Genomic DNA, 18546 nt, shown 5'->3' on the forward strand with positions numbered 1-18546 from the left:
GCGCATGTCCAGAAACGGTCCTTTGGCCCTCGGTTTCCACGGCTTGGTGGTGCTGTTCATGATGGCGCCGCTGGTGGTGGTGTGCCTGGTGGCGTTCACCCCGGAAAACACCTTGAGTCTGCCCACCTCGGGCTTCTCCCTGCGCTGGTTTCGTGCGGTATTCGAGCGTGCGGATTTTATCCAGGCGTTCTATAACAGCCTGGTGCTGGCCTTCACTGCGGCAAGCCTGGCCACATTGATTGCGGTGCCGGCAGCGTTGGCGATCAGCCGGTATTCGTTTCCCGGGCGTAATTTTTTCAGTGCGTTGTTTTTGTCGCCGATCATCATCCCGCACCTGGTGCTGGGGGTGGCGATGCTGCGGTTGTTCGCGCTGATGGGGGTCAACGGCAGCTTTACCTGGCTGATGCTGGCCCACGTGGTGATCATCACGCCGTATGTGCTGCGCCTGGTGCTGGCGGCCGCCATCGGTATTGATCGCAGTGCCGAGCAGGCCGCCGAATCCCTCGGGGCCAGCCGCTTTACGCTGTTTCGCCAGATCACCCTGCCGATGATTCTGCCCGGTGTCGCTGGCGGCTGGTTGCTGGCGTTCATCAACAGTTTCGATGAGGTGACGTTGTCGATCTTCGTCAGCTCGCCAGCCACGCAAACCCTGCCGGTGCGCATGTACGTGTACGCCACCGAGTCCATCGACCCGATGATGGCGGCGGTGTCGGCGCTGGTGATTGCGCTGACGGCGGCCACCATGATTCTGCTGGACCGGGTCTACGGCCTGGACCGCGTGCTGGTGGGGAAACATTGATGGCCCTGTTCAAACGCTTGGCCGAGACCGCGCGCCCTGCCCTGTCCTTCACTCTGGACGGCCAACCCGCCAGCGGCTTGCTCGGCGATACCCTGCTCACCGCCATGCTGACCTGCGCCGAGCACCTGCGCGGCAGTGACTTCAGCGCCGAGCGCCGCGCCGGTTTCTGCCTGATGGGCGCCTGCCAGGATTGCTGGGTGCGCCTTGAAGACGGTCGCCGCGTGCGCGCCTGCTCGACGCTGCTGGAAGAAGGCCAGGCGATCAGCCGCGACCCGGGGCGCCAGCCATGAAGCCGGTGGTGATTGTGGGCGCAGGCCCGGCCGGGATCAGCGCGGCGCGCACCCTGCTCGACCATGGCGTCACACCGTGCCTGATCGATGAAAACCTGCGCGGCGGCGGGCAGATCTATCGGCGGCAACCCTTGGGCTTTCAGCGCAGTGCCAGGCAGATCTATGGCTTTGAAGCGAGCAAGGCGCAAGCCGCGCACCGCACGATGGATGAGCTGGCGCCGCTGATCGACTATCGACCGCAAACCCTGGTGTGGAATGCCGAGGACGGTCGCCTGGACCTGCTCGACAACGGCCGTGCCGAGAGCGTCGACTACGCCAGGATCATTGTCGCGACCGGCGCCACCGACCGTATCCTGCCAGTACCGGGCTGGACCCTGCCCGGCGTGTACAGCCTGGGCGCGGCGCAGATCGCCTTGAAATACCAGGGCTGCGCCATCGGTGAGCGCGTGGCGTTCTGCGGCAGCGGGCCGTTGCTGTATCTGGTCGCCTACCAATACGCCAAGGCCGGAGCCAAGGTGGTGGCGGTACTCGACAGCGCGCCGTTCAGTGCGCAGTGCCGTGCGTTGCCGGCGCTGCTTGGGCAGCCACTGACCCTGGCCAAGGGCATGTATTACCGCGCCTGGCTGACGGCCCATGGGATTCCCGTGCATCAGGGTGCCACGCTGCAGAAAATCGACGGAGAACAGCGAGTCAGCGGTATTCGCTGGGATGACCATGTTTTGGCGTGCGATGCCGTCGCTTTCGCTCATGCCCTGCGCAGTGAAACCCAACTGGCGGACTTGCTCGGCTGTGAGTTCGCCTGGAACACCTTGAACCGTGCCTGGTTGCCGCAACGGGACAACGCCGGGCGCAGCAGCGTCAACGGTGTGTACCTGGCCGGCGACGGCGCAGGGATCATGGGCGCGGACGCCGCGAAGATGGCCGGTGAGCGTGCGGCACTGGCGGTGCTGGAAGATTCGGGCGTGGCGATTGATCAGCGCCGCCCCGCCGTATTGGAGCAGCAACTGGCGGGCATCCAGCGTTTTCGTCATGGGCTGGAAACCGCGTTCCCCTTCCCCGAGCAGTGGGCGGCCCAAGCGCCGGACGCATTGATGGTGTGCCGCTGCGAAGAAGTCAGCGTCGGCGAGATACGCGCGGTGGTGGATGAGGGCCACTGGGAGCTCAACCGAGTCAAGGCTCACTGTCGCGTTGGCATGGGGCGTTGCCAGGGCCGGATGTGTGGGCTGGCGGCGGCGGAAATCGTCGCCGAGCGCAGCGGTCGCGGGATTGAACAGGTGGGCCGCCTGCGCGGCCAGGCACCGATCAAGCCGCTGCCGTTTGGCGTCGAGGTGCAGCCATGATCGATGTGATCGTCCTCGGCGGCGGCATCGTCGGCGCCTCGGCAGCCTTGATGCTCGCGCAGAAAGGCCAGCGCGTGGCCCTGGTGGAGCGGGATTTCTGCGGTTCCCATTCCAGTGGCGTCAACTATGGCGGCGTGCGACGCCAGGGTCGCCCCCTGCACCAACTGCCCTTGTCACAGCGCGCCCATCAACTGTGGACCGACTTGCCGGGGTTGATCGGCATCGACGGCGAATACGTGCGCTCCGGGCATTTGAAGCTGGCGCGCAGTCATGCCGACTTCGCCGCGTTGCAGGCGTATGCCGAGCAGACGCGCGGCTTTGGCCTGGGCCTGCAGTTGCTGGACTACGCCGAGTTGCGCGCACGCTTCCCCTGGGTCGGCGATATTGCCGTGGGCGCCTCGCTGTGCCCGGAAGACGGGCATGCCAATCCGCGCCTGGTATCTCCTGCCTTCGCCCGTGCCGCGCAGCGTTGTGGCGCCGCCGTGTACGAGCAAGCCGAGGTGATCCGCATCGAGCATGACAGCCGCCGGTTCCAGGTGCATTGCGCCAACGGCCTGCACCTGCAGGCAGCGTGGCTGCTCAACTGCGCCGGCGCCTGGGCCGGAAGCGTCGCCGCGCAGTTTGGCGAAGCGGTGCCGATCACCTCCGCGCACCCGGCGATGCTGGTCACCGAGCCGTTGCCGGTGGTGATGAACGTGAGTACCGGCGTTGAAGGCGGCGGGATTTATGCGCGCCAGGTCGCCCGGGGCAACTGCATCCTGGGCGGCGGTCGCGGCTTTGCCCTGGGCCCGTTGACCGCGCGCCCAGGGCAGGCGGCGGTGCTGGAGATCCTGCGCAACGCCGGCGAACTCTACCCCTTTCTCAAAGGTGCCCAGGCCATCCGCACCTGGAGCGGCACCGAAGGTTACCTCCCCGATCACGAACCGGTGATCGGCCCCAGCAGTACCCAACCGGGCTTGCTCCACGGTTTCGGCTTTGCCGGCGCCGGGTTCCAGCTCGGTCCCGCGGTCGGTGAAGCCCTGGCAGAGATCGTCTGCGCCGGGGCCAGCCGCCACCCCATCGAAGCGTTTTCCATCCGTCGTTTCCAAGCCTGAGAGGAAAAACATCCATGAACCCACGTATTGCGCTGTCCTGCTTGTCCCTCGCCCTGCTCGCCTCAACGGCGCACGCCGCACCCACGCTGTACCTGGGCATGAACGGCGGCACCATGGAACGGGTGTATGCCGACAAGGTGCTACCTGCGTTCGAAAAGGCCAATAACGTCAAGGTGGTGATCGTGCCCGGCACCTCGTCGGACATCCTCGCCAAGGTCCAGGCCAACAAAGACAACCCGCAGATGCACGTGATGTTCCTCGACGACGGCATCATGTACCGCGCGATCTCCATGGGCCTGTGCGACAAACTGGCGCCGAGCCCGACCCTGGAACAGATCCCGGCCAAGGCGAAGATCAAGGACGAAGCCGTGGCCGTGACCCTCGGCGTGACCGGCCTGGGCTACAACGCCAGGATGTTCAAGGAAAAAGGCTGGGCCGCGCCCACCTCGTGGATGGACCTGGGCGACCCGCGCTTCAAGGAGAAAGTGGTGTTCCAGTCCCTGGCGTCGTCCACCTTCGGCCTGCACGGCTTCCTGATGTTCAACCGCATCCAGGGCGGCGACGAAACCAACGTGGAGCCCGGCTTCAAGGCCTGGCCAAAAACCGTCGGCCCCAATGTGCTGGAATACATCGCCAGCTCGGCAAAAATCTCCGAGATGGTGCAGACCGACGAAGCCGCGATCTTTCCTTTGACCCCAACCCAGGTCGCCACCCAGAAACTGCTCGGCGTGCCCATGGAATACGCGCAGCCCAAGGAAGGCGCCGTGGTGCTGAACGTGGCCGAATGCGTGATCGCCCGCAATGACCAGCCAGAACTGGCGCAGAAACTCGCGGCCTTCCTGCTGACCGCCGAAGCCCAGGCACCGGCGCTGGAAGAAGGCGACCAGATTCCGTCGAACCCGACCACGCCGACCACCGACAAGACCCGTGCGCGGGTGGAAGCGATGCAGGGTTACTTGCAGACGGCAATTTCGATCGACTGGGACCAGGTGAACCAGGCGCGGCCGGAGTGGAATGCGCGGTGGAGTCGGTCGATCGAGCGGTAGGCTGGCATTGCATGACTCCCACGTGTTTGACGTGGGAGCTAGCCTTACCTTTCCTTGTGCTCTCCAGCCTTGAGTCTACTGACGTGTTTTTTGTAAATCGCTTTCGCCGCATTTCGTTGAATGCGGACCTCAAACAGTTTTTGCCGCATTTCTCGATGACGTTCGGTATTGAGCAGTAGCAACCCCAGCACTGGAAACAAAACGCCCAAAGAAAACGCCACTGTATGCGGGCGGTATTGAATCGTTGGTACCACCAGCATCAGACAGAAAGCAAAATAGCCCACAAAGAGTCCGGCGGCCCATCGGTAGCCTCGCGCAATCATAAAATTGGAAACCCCGAAAAAAAACGTTAGGGACAGAAGCCCCCAACCCGTAGATTCGGTTCTCAATGACGGCTCAAGCCTGCCCAAATAGTGATCATCAACCAGCACGACCACCATAGCGGTTGAGAAGATAGCCATGAATATCGTGCCCATGAACACTGGAAAGTAGCGGAGGAGAAAACTGAGAAGTGACTCATTCACTCTGAAACTTCCTCGTACAGGCCAACAACAAGCGTCGTTGCATGTCCAACGTGACCATTTTGATAACTTCCCGCCAGCCCCAAGATGCCGCCCAGAGCGTCTTTTAACTGCGTTAAAGTTGCATGCCGAATTTGACCAGCGCTGTAACTTTTCGGCAATACGCCTGCTCGCCGCTTTAATTTGAGTATTTTTGCGGTCAAGCTTGGATCCCTCAAGGTCAAAAGTTCAGTGGTCAGCTTCTTGCGCTCTTGACGAGAAAGGCCGCGCAGTAGCTCAAACCAGCTTTTACCTAGCGTTTTCTTCGTCGCTTTTAATAGCCGCACGGTCGTCAACGTACTGGCTCCAATACCTATCAGCGAAACGCCATCCAGTATGGGGGTGACCGTGTTGTACCAATCGGAATCATCCATATGATCGTTTTCGCCCGGACGGTACTGCTCGTTGAAGGTTCGAATCGACCCAATCACGCATTGGGTAGAACTGGCAATTGCCGCAGCGGCTCCTGCGGCGACTACAAAACTGCTGACCCCCGCTGTAAACGGAATCGCCACTGATCCACTCAAAACAACGATCCAACCCAACACCGCCGCCCCGCAAGACAAGGACGCATTGATTGCCTCGAATACAAGCTCCGACTCTCGTGGCTCATGCTCCAACCTGCGCACAAAATCCAACCTTGCCATCGAAGCCGGCATTTCCCGCAAGATCAACCGCTTGGGCAACACGCTGCAAATCGGTTGAAACTCACGCAACGTCACCGGCCACAGATTGGAATCGAGATACACCACCCCCGCCCCGGCAATCGCCGGATCGGCGTCGATAGCCGCAAACAACCGGCGTAGATCAATGCTGCTTTCCACCCGTTCACGCGTAGTGAGGTGGGCACTGGGGAAACCGTCCTTCAATATACTGGTCGCCATTCCTTAACTCCTGAATTCACAAGAGCGCAGAGCGTAAAGAATCAATATCTGGCAAGAATGTCGGAAAGTTTCCTTTTTGTGGACAGACACTTCCCGTTCTCGTCTTAGCGTCTTGCGGTCAATCGTCGGAATCGGAAAAGTACGCCCCGCGCCACTACCGGCGGATGACAAGACAAGGAGCGGACATGGCAACCGATATGTTTTTGAAGCTGGGGGACATCAAGGGCGAGTCCAGGGACCAGGCGCATCGCGATGAAATCGATATTTCCCGCTGGGGCTGGAGGATGACCCAGTCAGGCTCGATGCACAGTGGCACAGGCGGTGGTGCTGGCAAGGTTGATATGGCCAATATTGCGATTGAAAAGACCCTGGATAAATCCTCGCCCAACCTGATGATGGCTTGCGCAACCGGCAAGCATTATCCCGAGGCGCGCATCGTGGTGCGCAAGGCTGGAGGCGATAATAGCGTGGAATACTTGGTGATCACCTTGAAGGAAGTCATGGTCGCCTCCTACGACACGCACGCAGCGACAACCAATGATGTGCTGACAGAGGAAATCAGCCTTAACTTCGCCAAGGTGGAAGTCAGCTACCAGCCCCAGAAAGCCGATGGCGGCAAGGATGGCGGGCCGATCCGGTTCGGCTGGAACATCCGCGAAAACGTGAAAATCTGATCGCCAATTCAAGCGGGGCTGACAGGCAGCGCGCGTTTGTGCGCTGTCTTGCTGTACGCGCCCTCGACAATCGTCCTCACCCGCTCGCTCACCGGTTCGCCCATCAGGTAGGCGTCGATCTCTGCATACGTGCAACCGTAGGCGTGCTCGTCCAGCTTGCCCGGTACCAGCTCTTCCAGGTCGGCCGTCGGGTGTTTGTGCACCAGGTTGTCCGGTGCGCCGAGGGCCGTGGCAAGCAGGCGCACTTGGGTTTTGGTCAGGCCGGACAGCGGGGCCAGGTCGCAGGCGCCGTCGCCGAACTTGGTGAAAAAACCCATCAGCGCTTCGGCGCCGTGGTCGGTGCCCACCACCAGGCCATTGTGCAGGTTGGCCACGGCGTATTGCGCGACCATGCGCGTGCGGGCCTTGACGTTGCCCTTGATGAAATCGACATGCTCGGCGCTGGCTTCGGCGGCGGTCAGGCTGGCCATCAGGCCGTCGACGCTGGCGGCGATGTTGAGGGTGTCGATGTGGTCCGCAGTGATGAAGTCCAGGGAGGCCTGGGCGTCGCGTTCATCGGCCTGGGTCTTGTAGGGCAGGCGCATGGCGATGAAGCGTGCGGCGTAACCCTCGCTGCGCAATTGCTCTGCCGCCATTTGGCACAGGCGGCCGGCGGTGAGAGAGTCGACGCCGCCACTGATGCCCAATACCAGGGCCTTGCAGCCCGAGTGGCGCAAGGTGGTCTTGATGAAGTCGATGCGCCGTTGGATTTCCTCGGGCTCGCCGCCTTGGGTCAACGCGCGATTGATGTTCAGTTCCCGTGCGATACGTTCTTGCATGTCACACCTCCACACTGCCAACGTTGAACACTTGTGCTGCGTACTGCAAAAACGAGGCGTCTTCGCAGACGTTCTTGATCGGGTCATCGGAGAACTTCACCACTGGCTCGCCGTGCACCCGCACCAGTTTCATCACGATGCTCAGCGGCTCAACGCCGTCCACATCGCAGGCCAGGCTGGTGCCCATGCCGAAGCCGAACCTGGCCTTGCCGCGCACGTGACGCAGGATCGGCAGGCATTTTTCGAAGTTCAGGCCATCGGAGAACATCAGGTCCTTGGTCATCGGGTCGATGCCCAGTTGCTTGTAGCGGGCCAACACCTTGTCGGCCCAGGCGATGGGGTCGCCGGAGTCCTGGCGCAGGCCGTCGTAGAGCTTGGCGAAGTACAGGTCGAAGTCCTTGAGGAAAAAGTCGGTGCTGATGCAGTCAGTCAGGGCGATCCCCAGGCGACCACGGTATTCGCGCACCCAGTTTTCCAGGGCGGCGTTCTGGCTCTCGCGCAGCCGGCCCAGTTGCTGGTGCACCATCAGCCATTGGTGGGCCATGGTGCCGATCAGCGGCAGGTCGAATTCGTAGGCCAGGTGCGCGTTGCTGGTGCCGACGAACTGGCCGGGGAAATCGCGGCGCATGATGTCGACCACTTCACGCTGGGCCTTGAACGACAGGCGCCGACGAGTGGAGAAGTCCGATACACGCAGGTCGGCCAGTTCATCGCGGCTGAGGTTTTTCTCCAGCCAGTCGAACTTCTGGTAGAGCTTGCGGGTGACGTCTTCAAGGGTTACATCGGGGTATTTGTCGCGGTTGCGCAGCTCGCTGACCAACGCCAGTACCGGTTGCTCGAACATGATGCAGTGCAGCATCGGCCCGACCACGCGGATATTGAGTTGGCCGTCGACTTCACTGACGTGGATGTAGCGCAGGTTGAAACGGAACAGGCCAAGGAAGCGCTCGTAATCCGGGGTGAGGTATTCGCGAAAACGTGGGTTGAACAGGAAGCGCAACTCGCCTTCGCGCATCCGCAGGCTGGCGAGTTTCTCCAGTTCGGCACGGAATTCAGGAATCAGGTGGCCGAGCTTTTCCCTGGAGCGGACGATGAAGTTGTACTCCACATCAACGTTGGGGTACTGGTGCAACACCGCCTGCATCATGGTGAAGGTGTAGTAATCGGTGTCGAGCAACCCCTGGATCACCGGGGATTCGTAGTCGTACGCACTTTCCATGGTGTCTCTCCTTAACGCGTGGCCATTGCGGCCAGTTCTTCGCGGGTGCGGCTGATAGCGGCACCGGCCTTGAGCAACTCATTGACCGCCTGTACACCGCCCTCCTCGCTGATGCCTCGGCACGCCGGCAAGTGCAGCACCACTTCCAGGCCGGCCTTGAGCAACTGCAACGCGGTGGTCTTGACACAGTAATCCAGGGCCAGGCCGCCGACGATCACGCGAACCACGCCTTGGGCTTTCAAATACTCGATGACGCCGGTGGACAGCTTGTCGTGCAGGTCGTGGTAGCAGGCGCCGTAGGGATGCAGGTCGGGTTCGACGCCTTTCCAGATGAAGTAGTCGTAGTCATAAGGCGTGGGCAACTCATCCAGCAGGGTGAAGCCCTCGGTGCCGGGTACACAGTGGCTGACCCAAGTGACATCGGCATGGGCCAGGCCGGTGGGTTGCAGCATGTCGCTGTGCTGCGCCACCACCCAGGGCGCGTGCGGGGTGTGGGCGTCCTTACTGCCGACACGATGGCCGGCAAGGCTGGCCATGTAGTTGAGCTCGGCGCCGATCCGGTCACCGCCGGCCACCGGCAACTCGTTGGGGCACAGCGGCGTGAAGCTCTTCTGGGCGTCGACGTCGAATGAGGCAATGGCGGTTGTCGCGAGGGTCATGGTGGTTCTCCTGTGGCCTGGAAACAAAAGTACACGTCATGTACTTTCATTGCAACAAACATTTGCGTATCTATCCTTGACTCAGTACATGACATATCTGTTCGATCCGTTAGACTGTGCCGCACTGCTGTTTAGAAGGACATCACATGCCCCGTAGCGCCTACCTCCATACCGTCGACCTGTGCGTGCTGTCTTACTGCCGCCTCTCTGGCGAGCTGAAACTGCTGCTGAACCAGCGCGACGCCGAGCCCTTCGCCGGGCACTGGGCGCTGCCGGGCGTGGTGGTAAATGGCGGCGTGCAGGACCTGAGCCTCCAGGCTGCGGTGGAGCGCTTGCGGGCGAGTGACAAGGTCGGGCTGGACCTGGCCTGGAGCGAACAGGTGGGGACGGTGGGGGATGCGTTTCGCGATCCGCGCTGCTGGTCGTCGTCCACCTATTACCTGGCGATCGTGAACGAGGACGTGACGCTGGGTGAGCACCAGGGCTGGTATTCGCTGACAGCGGTGGCGAGTGGCGGCATCAAGTTGCCGTTCGATCACAACAGCATTGTGGCAGCGGTGCAGGACCGTTTGTTTTCCAAGTCGTTGTACAGCAACTTGCCGCTGATGTTTCTGGGCAATGAATTCAGCGCACCGGACGCGACCACGATTTTCTCCCTGGTGCTGGCGCGGCCGGTGTTGAAGACCAGTATTCGCCAGCGGTTGTTGAAGCTGACGGAGGCAGGGTATCTGCGCGAGACCGGGCGCAAGAAGCAGGGTGAAGGCGGCAGGCCCCAGGCGACGGTGGAGAACCTGAAGCCTGGAGAGATTTACTTCTTCGACCGCAGTTTTGCGGACTAGCCCCGAATCAACGAACAAAGAGGCTCAACTGTGGGAGGGGGCTTGCCCCCTCCCACATTGGGCCCTAGTTCATCCAGTTGCCGCCATCGACATTGTAGGTCTGCGCCACCACGTAGTCGGCCTCTTTTGACGCCAGGAAGATCGCCATTCCGGTCAGGTCCTGCGCCGTGCCCATCCGTCCAAAGGGTACCTCGGCCCCTACCCGCTTCTTCTTCTCTCCCGGAGCCAGCCCTTCATGCCTGGCAAACAGCGCATCCACCCCGTCCCAGTGCTCGCCGTCCACCACACCCGGCGCAATGGCATTGACGTTGATGCCCTGCCTGATCAGGTTCAACCCAGCCGATTGCGTCAGACTGATCACCGCCGCCTTGGTCGCGCAGTAGATCGCCACCAGTGGCTCGCCGCGCCGTCCGGCCTGGCTGGCCATGTTGATGATCTTGCCGCCATGGCCCTGGCGGATCATCTGCCGCGCCGCGGCTTGCAGGGTGAACAGCGTACCGGCGACGTTGATCGAGAACAGCCGCTCGTAGCTGTCGCGGGTGATGTCGACGATGGGTGCCAAGTCGAACAGCGCAGCGTTGTTGACCAGGATATCCAGCTTGCCGGCCTGGGCCACCACGGCGGCAATCGCGCCGTCGATAGAGGCCTGGTCGGTGACGTCCATGGCCACGGCGTAGGCCTGCGGGCCCAGCTCGGCAGCCGTGGCCTGGGCCCGTTGCAGGTTGATATCGGCGATGGCGACTGTAGCGCCCTCTTCGATGTAGGCCTGGGCGAAGGCGCGGCCGATACCGCGCGCCGATCCGGTGATCAGCGCGCTTTTACCTTCCAGTCGTTTCATCAGTAGGTCCCGTCAAAAGTTACTTCGGATAGCCGGCGCGTTTCATCTCGCGCTCGGTGGTGGACTGCGCTTGCAGCAAGGCCTGGTCAACCGACATGCCACCGGTCAGCGCCGCCGAGAACAGCTTGCCGACCGAGGTGCCGATGGCCTGGAACTCGGGGATGGTCACGTACTGGATACCCACGTACGGCACCGGCTTGACGGACGGATGCGCGGGGTCGGCGTGTTTCATCATCTCCAGGGTCACCCGGGCAAACGGGGCCGCCTGCAGATACGCCTCGTTGTAGGTGGACTGGCGGGTGCCTGGCGGCACGTTGGTGATGCCTTCTTTGTCGGCCACCAGTTGGATGTAGTCCTTGGACGTCGCCCAACTGATAAAGGCCTTGGCGGCGTCCTTGTGGTTGGAAGTGGCCGGGATCGCCAGGGACCAGGCGTAGAGCCAGGACGAACCTTTATCGGTGACCTCGGTGGGCGCGGCAGCAAAGCCTACGCTGTCGGCCACTTTGCTCTGGCTTTTATCGGTGGTGAAGGAGCCGGCGACGCTGGCATCGACCCAGATTGCACATTTGCCGCTATTGAACAGCGCCAGGGTTTCGTTGAAGCCATTGCTGGACACGCCCGGCGGGCCGTACTGTTTGAGGGTGTTGACATAGAAGTTGGCGGCCGCGGTCCACTCGGGGCTGGTCAGCTCGGGCTTCCACTGCTCGTCGAACCAGCGCGCGCCAAAGGCGTTGGCCATGGTGCTGAGCAAGGCGATGTTCTCGCCCCAGCCGGCCTTGCCGCGCAGGCACATGCCGTATTGGCCCTTGTCCTTGGCGGTGAGCTTGGAAGCGAACTCACCGAGCTGGGTCCAGGTGGGGTGCGCCGGCATGCTCAGGCCCGCCTGCTGGAACAGGTCGGTGCGGTAGTAGGTGACAGTGCTTTCGCCGTAGAACGGCAAGGCATAGAGGGTGTTGTCGACCGACAGGCCCTGGCGTACCGAGGGGAAGATATCGTCGACATCGTAATCGGCCGGCAGCTGGGCCAAGGGTTCCAGCCAGTGCTTGGCGCCCCAGAGCGGGGTTTCGTAGGTGCCGATGGTCAGCACATCGAATTGCCCACCCTGGGTAGCGATGTCGGTGGTGAGGCGCTGGCGCAGCACGTTTTCTTCCAGCACCACCCAGTTGAGCGTGATGTCCGGGTGCTGGGCTTCGAACACTTTGGACAGGCGCTGCATGCGGATCATGTCACTGTTGTTGACCGTGGCGATGGTGACGGTGTCGGCAGCGTGGCTGGGCATGGCCAGCGCCAGGCCGGACAGCAGGAACAACACTTGCGGGAGCTTGAACATGGCGGTTTCCACCTGTTGTTTTTGTTGTTGAGCGCCGATTACAGCAGCTTGGCCAGGCCCTCACAAACCCGTGGCGGATGCTCGACTGATACTTTTTTAACCCGGGCGTGCGAGTTAAAAAAGTATCAGTGCCGGACGCAAGCGGGGGTAGCGCCTGAACGCCCGAGGCGCGTATTTTGAAGTGATTACAAGAACCCCAAGAAGTCCGCTCATGCCCCTCAGCCGTGCCACACTGTTCGAGCACCGCCCCGCCGAACTGGAAGTGATCCTGCCCGAGCCGGACCACTGTTTCCGCTGGTTCGAACACGACTACCCCTACGACCTGGCGCGTTGGAACCACCACCCCGAATTCGAAATCCACCTGATCCGCCAAGGCAGCGGCAAACTCGTAGCGGGCGACTACATCGGTGCATTCAGCGCCGGGCATGTCGCACTGATCGGCCCCGACCTGCCCCACGACTGGATCGGCGAACTGGCCCCCGGCGAATACCTGAGCGGCCGCGACGTGGTGCTGCAATTCGACGGCGCCGCCCTCCTCGCCCTGCGCAACACCCTGCCGGAGCTGGGCGACCTGCAGCCGTTGTTCGAACAGGCTCGCCGTGGCCTGGAGTTCACCGGGGACACGGCGCTGCACGCCGCCCACCTGATGGAAGCCATCGGCAACGCCCAGGGCCTGCAACGCTTTATCCTGTTCCTGCAATTGCTCGACACCCTGAAAAACGCCCCGCCCCAGCAGGCCAAGGCCCTGGCCAGCCCCTGCTACGCGCCGACCCTGGATGCACGCAGCGCCGAACGCATCAACAAGGCATTCGACTATTTGATGCGCGAGCTGACCGGCGACGTGCGCCTGTCGGTGATCGCACAACAGTTGGAGATGAGCGAACCGGGCTTTTCGCGCTTCTTCAAGCGCAACACCGGCCACGGCTTTATCGACCTGATGCGCAAGTTCCGGGTGCAGCGCGCCTGTCGGCTGTTGCTGCAAAGCGATATGTCGGTGGCGGACATCTGCTTTGAAGTGGGCTACGCCAACCTGTCGAATTTCAACCGGCACTTTCGCATCGAGATGAACCAGACGCCGAGTGACTATCGACGGGAAACCGCGACGCACCTGTTCCACCGCATCGAAAAATGACACCCGGTCAATTCTGACCAAAAGGTCGACTAATCCTGTTTTTTTCCAAGCTGATCAATCGATTGAGCAAAGTTGGTACAGCCTGTGCAAACGTTTGCGGTACGAACTTGGCGACCAAGTTCACCTCTACCCGAAGAATCGGGTTCAAACCGCGTACGAATAGGGATTTTCAATGCATTCCACCTCAAGGCGTCCTACCTGCTTTGGTGTTTCCTTGCTACTGACCGCCGTTACGGGACTACTCAGCGCGCCCCTTTTGGCGCAGGAAAAACCCGTCGATGACTCAGCACAGGGCGAAACCCTCAGCCCGGAAGCCAACCCGGCGAAAAAAGGCGTGTACCTGTCGGATTGGTTCAACCAGGACCTGACGCTGATCGGCAGCAAAGACATCAGCTTCGGCCCCAAGCCGCAGGATGACGTGTACCTGGAGTACGAGTACTTCGGCCGCAAGGGGCCTTTCGAGTTGTACGGCTATATCGACGTGCCGAAGATCCTCACCATCGGTAACAGTAATGACAAGGGCGTGTGGGACCATGGCTCGCCGGTGTTCATGGAGCATGAGCCGCGGATTTCCATCGACTACCTGGCGGGCCGCAGCCTGGCCATCGGGCCGTTCAAGGAATGGTACGTGGCCTTCGACTGGATCTACGACCACGGCAGCAACAAGGCCAACCGCGCCAATACGCTGTACAGCGGCCTGGGCACCGATATCGACACCCACTCGCGGGTCAATCTGTCGGCCAACTTCTACGGGCGTTACCAGTGGGAAAACTATGGCGCCAGCAACGAATATTCCTGGGACGGCTACCGTGCGCAAATGAAGTACATCGTGCCGATCGGCAAATTCGATAACGGTGCTTCACTGACCTACATCGGCTTTACCAACTACGATTTTGGCTCGGACCTGCACAAGGACAATCCGGCGCGCACCGCCAACTCGCTGGTGGCCACCAACGTGCTGCTGTATTCGTTTACCCATCTGCGCTTCACCCTGGTCGGCCGTTACTTTCATAACGGCGGCAACTGGGAAGACGGCAGCGAGTTGAATTTCGGCGAAGGCAATTTCCGCGCCCGCTCGGACGGTTGGGGTTACTACGCCGGCGTGGGCTATCAATTCTGATCAAGGAGCTTTAGATGAACGCATTGACCCGTCTCTCAATGGCCGCTGGCCTGGCCTTTCTGCCCCAGGTGGTGCTGGCCGATGCACCCGCGCCGATCAAGCCCAAGGTGATGCTGATCACCATGTTCGCCCCTGAGGCGCAAACCTGGATCGACCGCCTGGAACTCAAGCAGGAAGTGCGCGTACCGGGCCTGTCCGCCGAATATCCGGTGATCCGCTGCAATACCCGGGATGTGTGCCTGCTGGTCACCGGCATGGGCCAGACCAACGCCGCGGCTTCCACCCTGGCATTGGCCCTTTCGCCCAAGTTCGACCTGCGCCAAAGCTATTTCCTGATCGCCGGGATCGCCGGTATCAGCCCCAAGCACGGCACGATCGGCACCGCCGCGTGGGCGCATTACCTGGTGGAATTCGGCACCCAATGGGAGCTGGATTCACGGGATGCGCCGAAGGATTGGCCGACCGGCTATCTCGGCATCAACACAAAGGGCCCCAACGAAAAACCACCGCTGGACTACAAGACCGAAGTGTTTGAGCTGAACCCCAAATTGCAGGCCAAGGCGTTTGCCCTGTCACAGAAGGTCGAGCTGACGGAAAGCAAGGAATCCAGCGCCTGGCGCAAACACTACCCGGCCGCCCCGGCCAACCAGCCGCCACAAGTTACGCGCTGCGACACCCTGGCGGGCAACACCTGGTTCTCCGGCACGCGTTTGAGCGAGCGCGCCGAGGTGTGGACCAAGCTGCTGACCGACAACAAAGGCGAATACTGCACCACGCAGCAGGAAGACAACTCCACCTATGAAGCGCTGCTGCGCGCCAGCCGCGAAGGTTTGGTGGACATCCAGCGCCTGGCGGTGGTGCGGGCCGGTTCGGATTTCGACCGGCCGTACCCGGGCTACAGCGAAGTGGATAACCTGTTGAAGTACGCGGACCAGGGCGGTTTTGTCCCGGCGCTGGAGAACCTGTACCGCACGGGCAACCCGCTGGTACAGGCGATCCTCAACAACTGGTCGGCCTGGGAAAAAGGTGTTCCCGAGGCATGACCGCCAGGATCAGGGCAGGAAGATGAGCTTGTCTGCGCTGCCCTGGTTCACCTCTTCGAAGCACTGCACCCCATCGGCCAGCGCGACTTCACGCAGGCCGGTGGGCAGCGGCAACAAGCCTTCATCGAAGAACCGCCCGAACTGCTCCAGCATCACCGCGCACTGCTCGCAGTTGTAGAGCAACGAATTGATCCCCACCACCGAACCGCCCTTGCGGTACAACGCCAGGGCCGGCAGTTGTACATGGCCGTCCACCGGTGCGGCGATAATAGCGATGCGGCCGAACGGTGCCAGGCCTGCCACGGCGGCGGGCAGCCAGAAACCGGTGGTGTCGAAGATCACATCCGCACCGCCCTTGAACACGGCGTTGACGTGCGCGCCCAGGTCTTCCGGCTTGCCCAGGACAATCGCGGCGAAGCCCTGGCTCTGCAAGACTTCAACCTGTTCCGGGCGACGTACGGCGGCCAGCACCTGGGCGCCACGGATCTTCGCCAGGGCCAGGGTCGCACTGCCCACCGCGCCATTGGCGCCGATCACCAGCAGGCGTGTGCCCTGGGTCACGCCACTGCGCTCCAGTGCATCCCAGGCGGTGGTGTACGGCACACCAAGGCTCGCGGCCTGGGCGAAACTCAGGTGGGTAGGCTTATGTGCCACGCCCTTGGCCGACACGGTGAGGTACTGGGCATGGGAGCCGTCGGCAAAAAAGCCCAGGTCACGGCCGGTGCCCCACACTTCCTGGCCGACCAGCGCCTGCGGACCTTCAACCACAACCCCGGCGAAATCACGGCCGGGGATGCGCGGCAAGGTGGTATAGGGAAAACGACCGAGCACGTTTTTGACGTCGCTGGGGTTGAGGCCCGCAGCCCTGATCTGGACTAGCACTTCACCCACGGCCGGCACCGGGGTGGCGACGTCGACAAAGCGCAGGTTGTTGAGGTCGCCGGTGGCAGTAAATTGCAGTGCTTTCATGGCCAATATCCATCGAAGAGAAAAAAGAGATCAGGAGAACCAGGTGCCCACCAGCTGCCGCCCCATGGGCCAGAGCTTTTCACCCAGCAACATGCCCATCAGGCCGATCAGGGCGATGGCCGGCGGTGCGGGCGAGCGGAAGTCGAGGGCGCCGTAGATCACGCCGACAAACAGGCCGATGGCCAGGGAAATGAGGTAGTTCATGGGGCAGCGCCTTGTGGGTGGATGCGCTCAGTGTAGAGAGCACCAGCCTGAAGCATCGGCCAAGTGCTTCAGGATTTCGGCCAACCCCTCAGCCCACGTATTGCGAGGGCGCCACACCGAGTTCACGCCGGAACATGTCGCTGAAACTGCTGGGCGAATACCCCAGGGAACGCGCGATGGCGCTGACCGACTGGCCCTGGATCAACTCTGCCACCGCCGTGGCCAGTTGCACCTGGCGGCGCCATTCGGCAAAGCCCATGCCCAGGTGGGTCTGGAACAGCCGCGCCAGGGTGCGCACGCTGGCGCCGGCGGTTTCGGCATGCTGCTCGAAAGGGATCTCCAGGGACGGCGCAGCCATGACCGCCTGACAGGCATTGATCAGCCGGCGGTCGGCCTCCACCGGCATGGCGATGCGAATCGGCGAGCGACGCGCCCGTTGCAGCTCCAGCAAGGCCAGGCTGACCAGCGCGTCGTAGTAAGCCACCTCACCGTTGTCGCCCTCGTCCACCAACGTGACGATCAGCTCGCGCAACAACCCACCGACTTCGATCACCTGCACCTGGCTGTCCAGCGTTGCCGCCAGGGCCGGGCGCAGGTAGATATTGCGCATCTGCAAGTCCGAGACCACGCGGATACCATGCTCCACGCCGGGCGGCAGCCATACGGCACGCTGTGGCGGCACCACCAGCGCTTCCTGCGGGGTGTCGACCCACATCACACCGCTCATGGCATAGAGCAACTGGCCCCAGTCGTGGCTGTGGGGCTCAATGTAGAGCCCACGCGGGTAGGTGCGCGCCAACGGTTGCACGGGAACGGCAGGATCACTGAGGTCAGGCGGCGCGGCCAGGGCCATGGGATGCACATCATTCGAAGGAGAGTCGCTATGGTAATCACCGCCGCACGACAATCCGAGTGATTTTTGCGGCCCGCAAACCGTGTGGGAGCACGCATGCTCCCACCGGTTCAAACACCGCTAGCCTTTGGCAGACTTGGCACATTCACACCCCGTCGCAGCCGCACACGGCTCACCATGGGCATGGTGCTCGGCACAGCCCTGGCAGCAATAGCCCTTGCCGTCCTTCATGACCGCATCAGGTCCCAGCACGCATTTGCAGTGTGGGCAGGCACAGGTTTTATCTGGCATGGTCAGACTCCTTCTTCATGGTCGTCCCGGTGCGGCGGACGCCGACACCTTAAGCAGTGACTGCGGCCCGCCTTCGTTGGTTCAAGCCATCAGTCGGTGCGGGTATTGCTGCGATACATGAACACCAGCGCCAACGCCAGGCAGGCCATCGCCACGATGCGGCCGCTCGACAGCTCGATGGCCGGGTTGCCCAGCCAGCCGAAGTTGTCGATCAGCATGCCCATGCCCAATTGGCCGACGATCACCGCGACGGTGGCAACGGCCGTGCCGACCACCGGCACCGCGCCGACCATCACCATCATGTACACCACACCGAACAACGCACCGGTCAGTTGCCATTTCGGCACGTCCAGCAGGCTCACCGCCTGGACGGGTTCAAAGAAGAAAATCATTAGCGCGGTGACAATCGCCCCCACCGAGAAGGTCACCAGGCTGCCACGCAACACCCCCACCGCCTGGCCCAGGCGACCGTTGATCGCCGCTTGCACGCTCAACACCGCACCTGCGGCGACCACCACTACCAGTAACAGAATCAGATTCATCG

The 18546-nt window shown here is 62.0% G+C and carries 22 protein-coding genes; 10 read left to right on the top strand and 12 right to left on the bottom strand.

Translation table 11 applies throughout. From position 1 onward, the window contains the following. Nucleotides 1–4 precede the first annotated feature (4 nt). Genes BM110_RS14560 through BM110_RS14580 form a run of 5 tightly spaced genes read left to right on the top strand, consistent with a single transcriptional unit; the run spans nt 5 to nt 4569 of the window. Nucleotides 5–799, top strand: coding sequence for an ABC transporter permease (locus BM110_RS14560; protein WP_092245774.1), 795 nt, complete (start codon nt 5–7; stop codon nt 797–799). Further along, nucleotides 799–1089: a (2Fe-2S)-binding protein gene (locus BM110_RS14565; RefSeq protein WP_093126731.1), complete on the top strand. Its 291-nt coding sequence runs from the start codon at nt 799–801 to the stop codon at nt 1087–1089. The genes BM110_RS14560 and BM110_RS14565 overlap by 1 nt, the downstream gene beginning before the upstream one ends. Continuing rightward, nucleotides 1086–2429, top strand: a complete 1344-nt coding sequence (locus BM110_RS14570) for an FAD/NAD(P)-dependent oxidoreductase (RefSeq protein WP_093513677.1) — start codon at nt 1086–1088, stop codon at nt 2427–2429. Before BM110_RS14565 ends, BM110_RS14570 begins: the two co-directional genes overlap by 4 nt. Then, complete coding sequence (locus BM110_RS14575; RefSeq protein ID WP_093513678.1) at nt 2426–3523, top strand: NAD(P)/FAD-dependent oxidoreductase; 1098 nt, start codon at nt 2426–2428, stop codon at nt 3521–3523. Before BM110_RS14570 ends, BM110_RS14575 begins: the two co-directional genes overlap by 4 nt. A gap of 14 nt (nt 3524–3537) precedes the next feature. Beyond that, nucleotides 3538–4569, top strand: a complete 1032-nt coding sequence (locus BM110_RS14580; RefSeq protein ID WP_093513679.1) for an ABC transporter substrate-binding protein — start codon at nt 3538–3540, stop codon at nt 4567–4569. A gap of 44 nt (nt 4570–4613) precedes the next feature. Here the strand turns inward: BM110_RS14580 and BM110_RS14585 are convergent, their stop codons facing one another. Together BM110_RS14585 and BM110_RS14590 are read right to left on the bottom strand one after the other, a co-directional pair. Further along, nucleotides 4614–5093 carry a hypothetical protein gene (locus BM110_RS14585; RefSeq protein WP_256575412.1) on the bottom strand — a complete coding sequence of 160 codons (480 nt, stop codon included), beginning with the start codon at nt 5091–5093 and terminating at the stop codon, nt 4614–4616. Continuing rightward, nucleotides 5090–6013, bottom strand: a complete 924-nt coding sequence (locus tag BM110_RS14590) for an Ssp4 family T6SS effector (RefSeq protein WP_093513680.1) — start codon at nt 6011–6013, stop codon at nt 5090–5092. Before BM110_RS14590 ends, BM110_RS14585 begins: the two co-directional genes overlap by 4 nt. A 185-nt stretch (nt 6014–6198) precedes the next feature. On the opposite strand from BM110_RS14590, the gene BM110_RS14595 reads away from it, so the two are divergent. Further along, nucleotides 6199–6687, top strand: a complete 489-nt coding sequence (locus BM110_RS14595) for an Hcp family type VI secretion system effector (RefSeq protein ID WP_093513681.1) — start codon at nt 6199–6201, stop codon at nt 6685–6687. A gap of 8 nt (nt 6688–6695) precedes the next feature. On the opposite strand, the gene nadE is transcribed toward BM110_RS14595, so the two are convergent. From nadE to BM110_RS14610, 3 genes are read right to left on the bottom strand one after another with little or no spacing between them, the layout of a single operon-like run. After that, nucleotides 6696–7505, bottom strand: a complete 810-nt coding sequence (gene nadE / locus BM110_RS14600) for an ammonia-dependent NAD(+) synthetase (protein ID WP_093513682.1) — start codon at nt 7503–7505, stop codon at nt 6696–6698. Between the two features lies 1 nt (nt 7506). Next, nucleotides 7507–8724 carry a nicotinate phosphoribosyltransferase gene (gene pncB / locus BM110_RS14605; RefSeq protein WP_093513683.1) on the bottom strand — a complete coding sequence of 406 codons (1218 nt, stop codon included), beginning with the start codon at nt 8722–8724 and terminating at the stop codon, nt 7507–7509. An 11-nt stretch (nt 8725–8735) separates the two neighbouring features. After that, nucleotides 8736–9383, bottom strand: coding sequence for a nicotinamidase (locus tag BM110_RS14610; protein WP_071491255.1), 648 nt, complete (start codon nt 9381–9383; stop codon nt 8736–8738). Between the two features lie 146 nt (nt 9384–9529). Here BM110_RS14610 and BM110_RS14615 point away from each other — a divergent pair, with 146 nt between their 5' ends. Then, the gene (locus BM110_RS14615; protein WP_092245795.1) at nt 9530–10222 is read left to right on the top strand and encodes an NUDIX hydrolase; all 693 of its coding nucleotides are present in this window, start codon (nt 9530–9532) and stop codon (nt 10220–10222) included. A 64-nt stretch (nt 10223–10286) separates the two neighbouring features. On the opposite strand, the gene BM110_RS14620 is transcribed toward BM110_RS14615, so the two are convergent. Next, a complete protein-coding gene (locus tag BM110_RS14620; RefSeq protein ID WP_092245798.1) occupies nt 10287–11060 on the bottom strand; it encodes an L-iditol 2-dehydrogenase in 774 nt (257 codons plus the stop codon). 19 nt (nt 11061–11079) lie between these two features. After that, nucleotides 11080–12339, bottom strand: coding sequence for an ABC transporter substrate-binding protein (locus tag BM110_RS14625; protein WP_371914796.1), 1260 nt, complete (start codon nt 12337–12339; stop codon nt 11080–11082). A 262-nt stretch (nt 12340–12601) separates the two neighbouring features. On the opposite strand from BM110_RS14625, the gene BM110_RS14630 reads away from it, so the two are divergent. The 3 genes from BM110_RS14630 (at nt 12602) to BM110_RS14640 (ending at nt 15685) form a co-directional block, all read left to right on the top strand. Then, entirely contained in the window at nt 12602–13522 is a 921-nt protein-coding gene (locus tag BM110_RS14630; RefSeq protein ID WP_093513685.1) for an AraC family transcriptional regulator, read from the top strand. Nucleotides 13523–13694: 172 nt separating this feature from the next. Beyond that, nucleotides 13695–14642 carry a nucleoside-specific channel-forming protein Tsx gene (locus tag BM110_RS14635; RefSeq protein ID WP_092245807.1) on the top strand — a complete coding sequence of 316 codons (948 nt, stop codon included), beginning with the start codon at nt 13695–13697 and terminating at the stop codon, nt 14640–14642. 14 nt (nt 14643–14656) lie between these two features. Continuing rightward, nucleotides 14657–15685, top strand: coding sequence for a purine-nucleoside phosphorylase (locus tag BM110_RS14640; protein WP_092245810.1), 1029 nt, complete (start codon nt 14657–14659; stop codon nt 15683–15685). Nucleotides 15686–15694: 9 nt separating this feature from the next. Here BM110_RS14640 and BM110_RS14645 read toward each other — a convergent pair whose 3' ends face one another. The 5 genes from BM110_RS14645 to BM110_RS14665 form a co-directional block, all read right to left on the bottom strand. Then, nucleotides 15695–16654 carry a quinone oxidoreductase family protein gene (locus tag BM110_RS14645; protein WP_093513686.1) on the bottom strand — a complete coding sequence of 320 codons (960 nt, stop codon included), beginning with the start codon at nt 16652–16654 and terminating at the stop codon, nt 15695–15697. 30 nt (nt 16655–16684) lie between these two features. Continuing rightward, complete coding sequence (locus BM110_RS14650; RefSeq protein ID WP_076955279.1) at nt 16685–16858, bottom strand: DUF1427 family protein; 174 nt, start codon at nt 16856–16858, stop codon at nt 16685–16687. Between the two features lie 88 nt (nt 16859–16946). After that, on the bottom strand, nt 16947–17711 hold the full coding sequence (locus BM110_RS14655; protein ID WP_092245816.1) for an AraC family transcriptional regulator: 765 nt from the start codon (nt 17709–17711) through the stop codon (nt 16947–16949). A 120-nt stretch (nt 17712–17831) separates the two neighbouring features. Next, a complete protein-coding gene (locus BM110_RS14660) occupies nt 17832–18002 on the bottom strand; it encodes a metallothionein (RefSeq protein WP_081049255.1) in 171 nt (56 codons plus the stop codon). A gap of 89 nt (nt 18003–18091) precedes the next feature. Continuing rightward, complete coding sequence (locus BM110_RS14665; RefSeq protein ID WP_092245820.1) at nt 18092–18544, bottom strand: DMT family transporter; 453 nt, start codon at nt 18542–18544, stop codon at nt 18092–18094. Between the last annotated feature and the right edge of the window lie 2 nt (nt 18545–18546).

The organism is Pseudomonas sp. NFPP28, from assembly GCF_900115535.1.
In the GTDB taxonomy this organism is placed as follows: domain Bacteria; phylum Pseudomonadota; class Gammaproteobacteria; order Pseudomonadales; family Pseudomonadaceae; genus Aquipseudomonas; species Aquipseudomonas extremorientalis.

What these genes read in the sequence shown, in the direction of transcription:
- BM110_RS14645 (WP_093513686.1), bottom strand. Translation starts at nt 16,654, where the DNA reads ATGAAAGCACTGCAATTTACTGCCACCGGCGACCTCAACAACCTGCGC.
- BM110_RS14580 (WP_093513679.1), top strand. Translation starts at nt 3,538, where the DNA reads ATGAACCCACGTATTGCGCTGTCCTGCTTGTCCCTCGCCCTGCTCGCC.
- BM110_RS14575 (WP_093513678.1), top strand. Translation starts at nt 2,426, where the DNA reads ATGATCGATGTGATCGTCCTCGGCGGCGGCATCGTCGGCGCCTCGGCA.
- BM110_RS14665 (WP_092245820.1), bottom strand. Translation starts at nt 18,544, where the DNA reads ATGAATCTGATTCTGTTACTGGTAGTGGTGGTCGCCGCAGGTGCGGTG.
- pncB (WP_093513683.1), bottom strand. Translation starts at nt 8,724, where the DNA reads ATGGAAAGTGCGTACGACTACGAATCCCCGGTGATCCAGGGGTTGCTC.
- BM110_RS14650 (WP_076955279.1), bottom strand. Translation starts at nt 16,858, where the DNA reads ATGAACTACCTCATTTCCCTGGCCATCGGCCTGTTTGTCGGCGTGATC.
- BM110_RS14595 (WP_093513681.1), top strand. Translation starts at nt 6,199, where the DNA reads ATGGCAACCGATATGTTTTTGAAGCTGGGGGACATCAAGGGCGAGTCC.
- BM110_RS14660 (WP_081049255.1), bottom strand. Translation starts at nt 18,002, where the DNA reads ATGCCAGATAAAACCTGTGCCTGCCCACACTGCAAATGCGTGCTGGGA.
- BM110_RS14620 (WP_092245798.1), bottom strand. Translation starts at nt 11,060, where the DNA reads ATGAAACGACTGGAAGGTAAAAGCGCGCTGATCACCGGATCGGCGCGC.
- BM110_RS14635 (WP_092245807.1), top strand. Translation starts at nt 13,695, where the DNA reads ATGCATTCCACCTCAAGGCGTCCTACCTGCTTTGGTGTTTCCTTGCTA.
- nadE (WP_093513682.1), bottom strand. Translation starts at nt 7,505, where the DNA reads ATGCAAGAACGTATCGCACGGGAACTGAACATCAATCGCGCGTTGACC.
- BM110_RS14570 (WP_093513677.1), top strand. Translation starts at nt 1,086, where the DNA reads ATGAAGCCGGTGGTGATTGTGGGCGCAGGCCCGGCCGGGATCAGCGCG.
- BM110_RS14560 (WP_092245774.1), top strand. Translation starts at nt 5, where the DNA reads ATGTCCAGAAACGGTCCTTTGGCCCTCGGTTTCCACGGCTTGGTGGTG.
- BM110_RS14625 (WP_371914796.1), bottom strand. Translation starts at nt 12,339, where the DNA reads ATGCCCAGCCACGCTGCCGACACCGTCACCATCGCCACGGTCAACAAC.
- BM110_RS14655 (WP_092245816.1), bottom strand. Translation starts at nt 17,711, where the DNA reads ATGGCCCTGGCCGCGCCGCCTGACCTCAGTGATCCTGCCGTTCCCGTG.
- BM110_RS14610 (WP_071491255.1), bottom strand. Translation starts at nt 9,383, where the DNA reads ATGACCCTCGCGACAACCGCCATTGCCTCATTCGACGTCGACGCCCAG.
- BM110_RS14615 (WP_092245795.1), top strand. Translation starts at nt 9,530, where the DNA reads ATGCCCCGTAGCGCCTACCTCCATACCGTCGACCTGTGCGTGCTGTCT.
- BM110_RS14565 (WP_093126731.1), top strand. Translation starts at nt 799, where the DNA reads ATGGCCCTGTTCAAACGCTTGGCCGAGACCGCGCGCCCTGCCCTGTCC.
- BM110_RS14640 (WP_092245810.1), top strand. Translation starts at nt 14,657, where the DNA reads ATGAACGCATTGACCCGTCTCTCAATGGCCGCTGGCCTGGCCTTTCTG.
- BM110_RS14590 (WP_093513680.1), bottom strand. Translation starts at nt 6,013, where the DNA reads ATGGCGACCAGTATATTGAAGGACGGTTTCCCCAGTGCCCACCTCACT.
- BM110_RS14630 (WP_093513685.1), top strand. Translation starts at nt 12,602, where the DNA reads ATGCCCCTCAGCCGTGCCACACTGTTCGAGCACCGCCCCGCCGAACTG.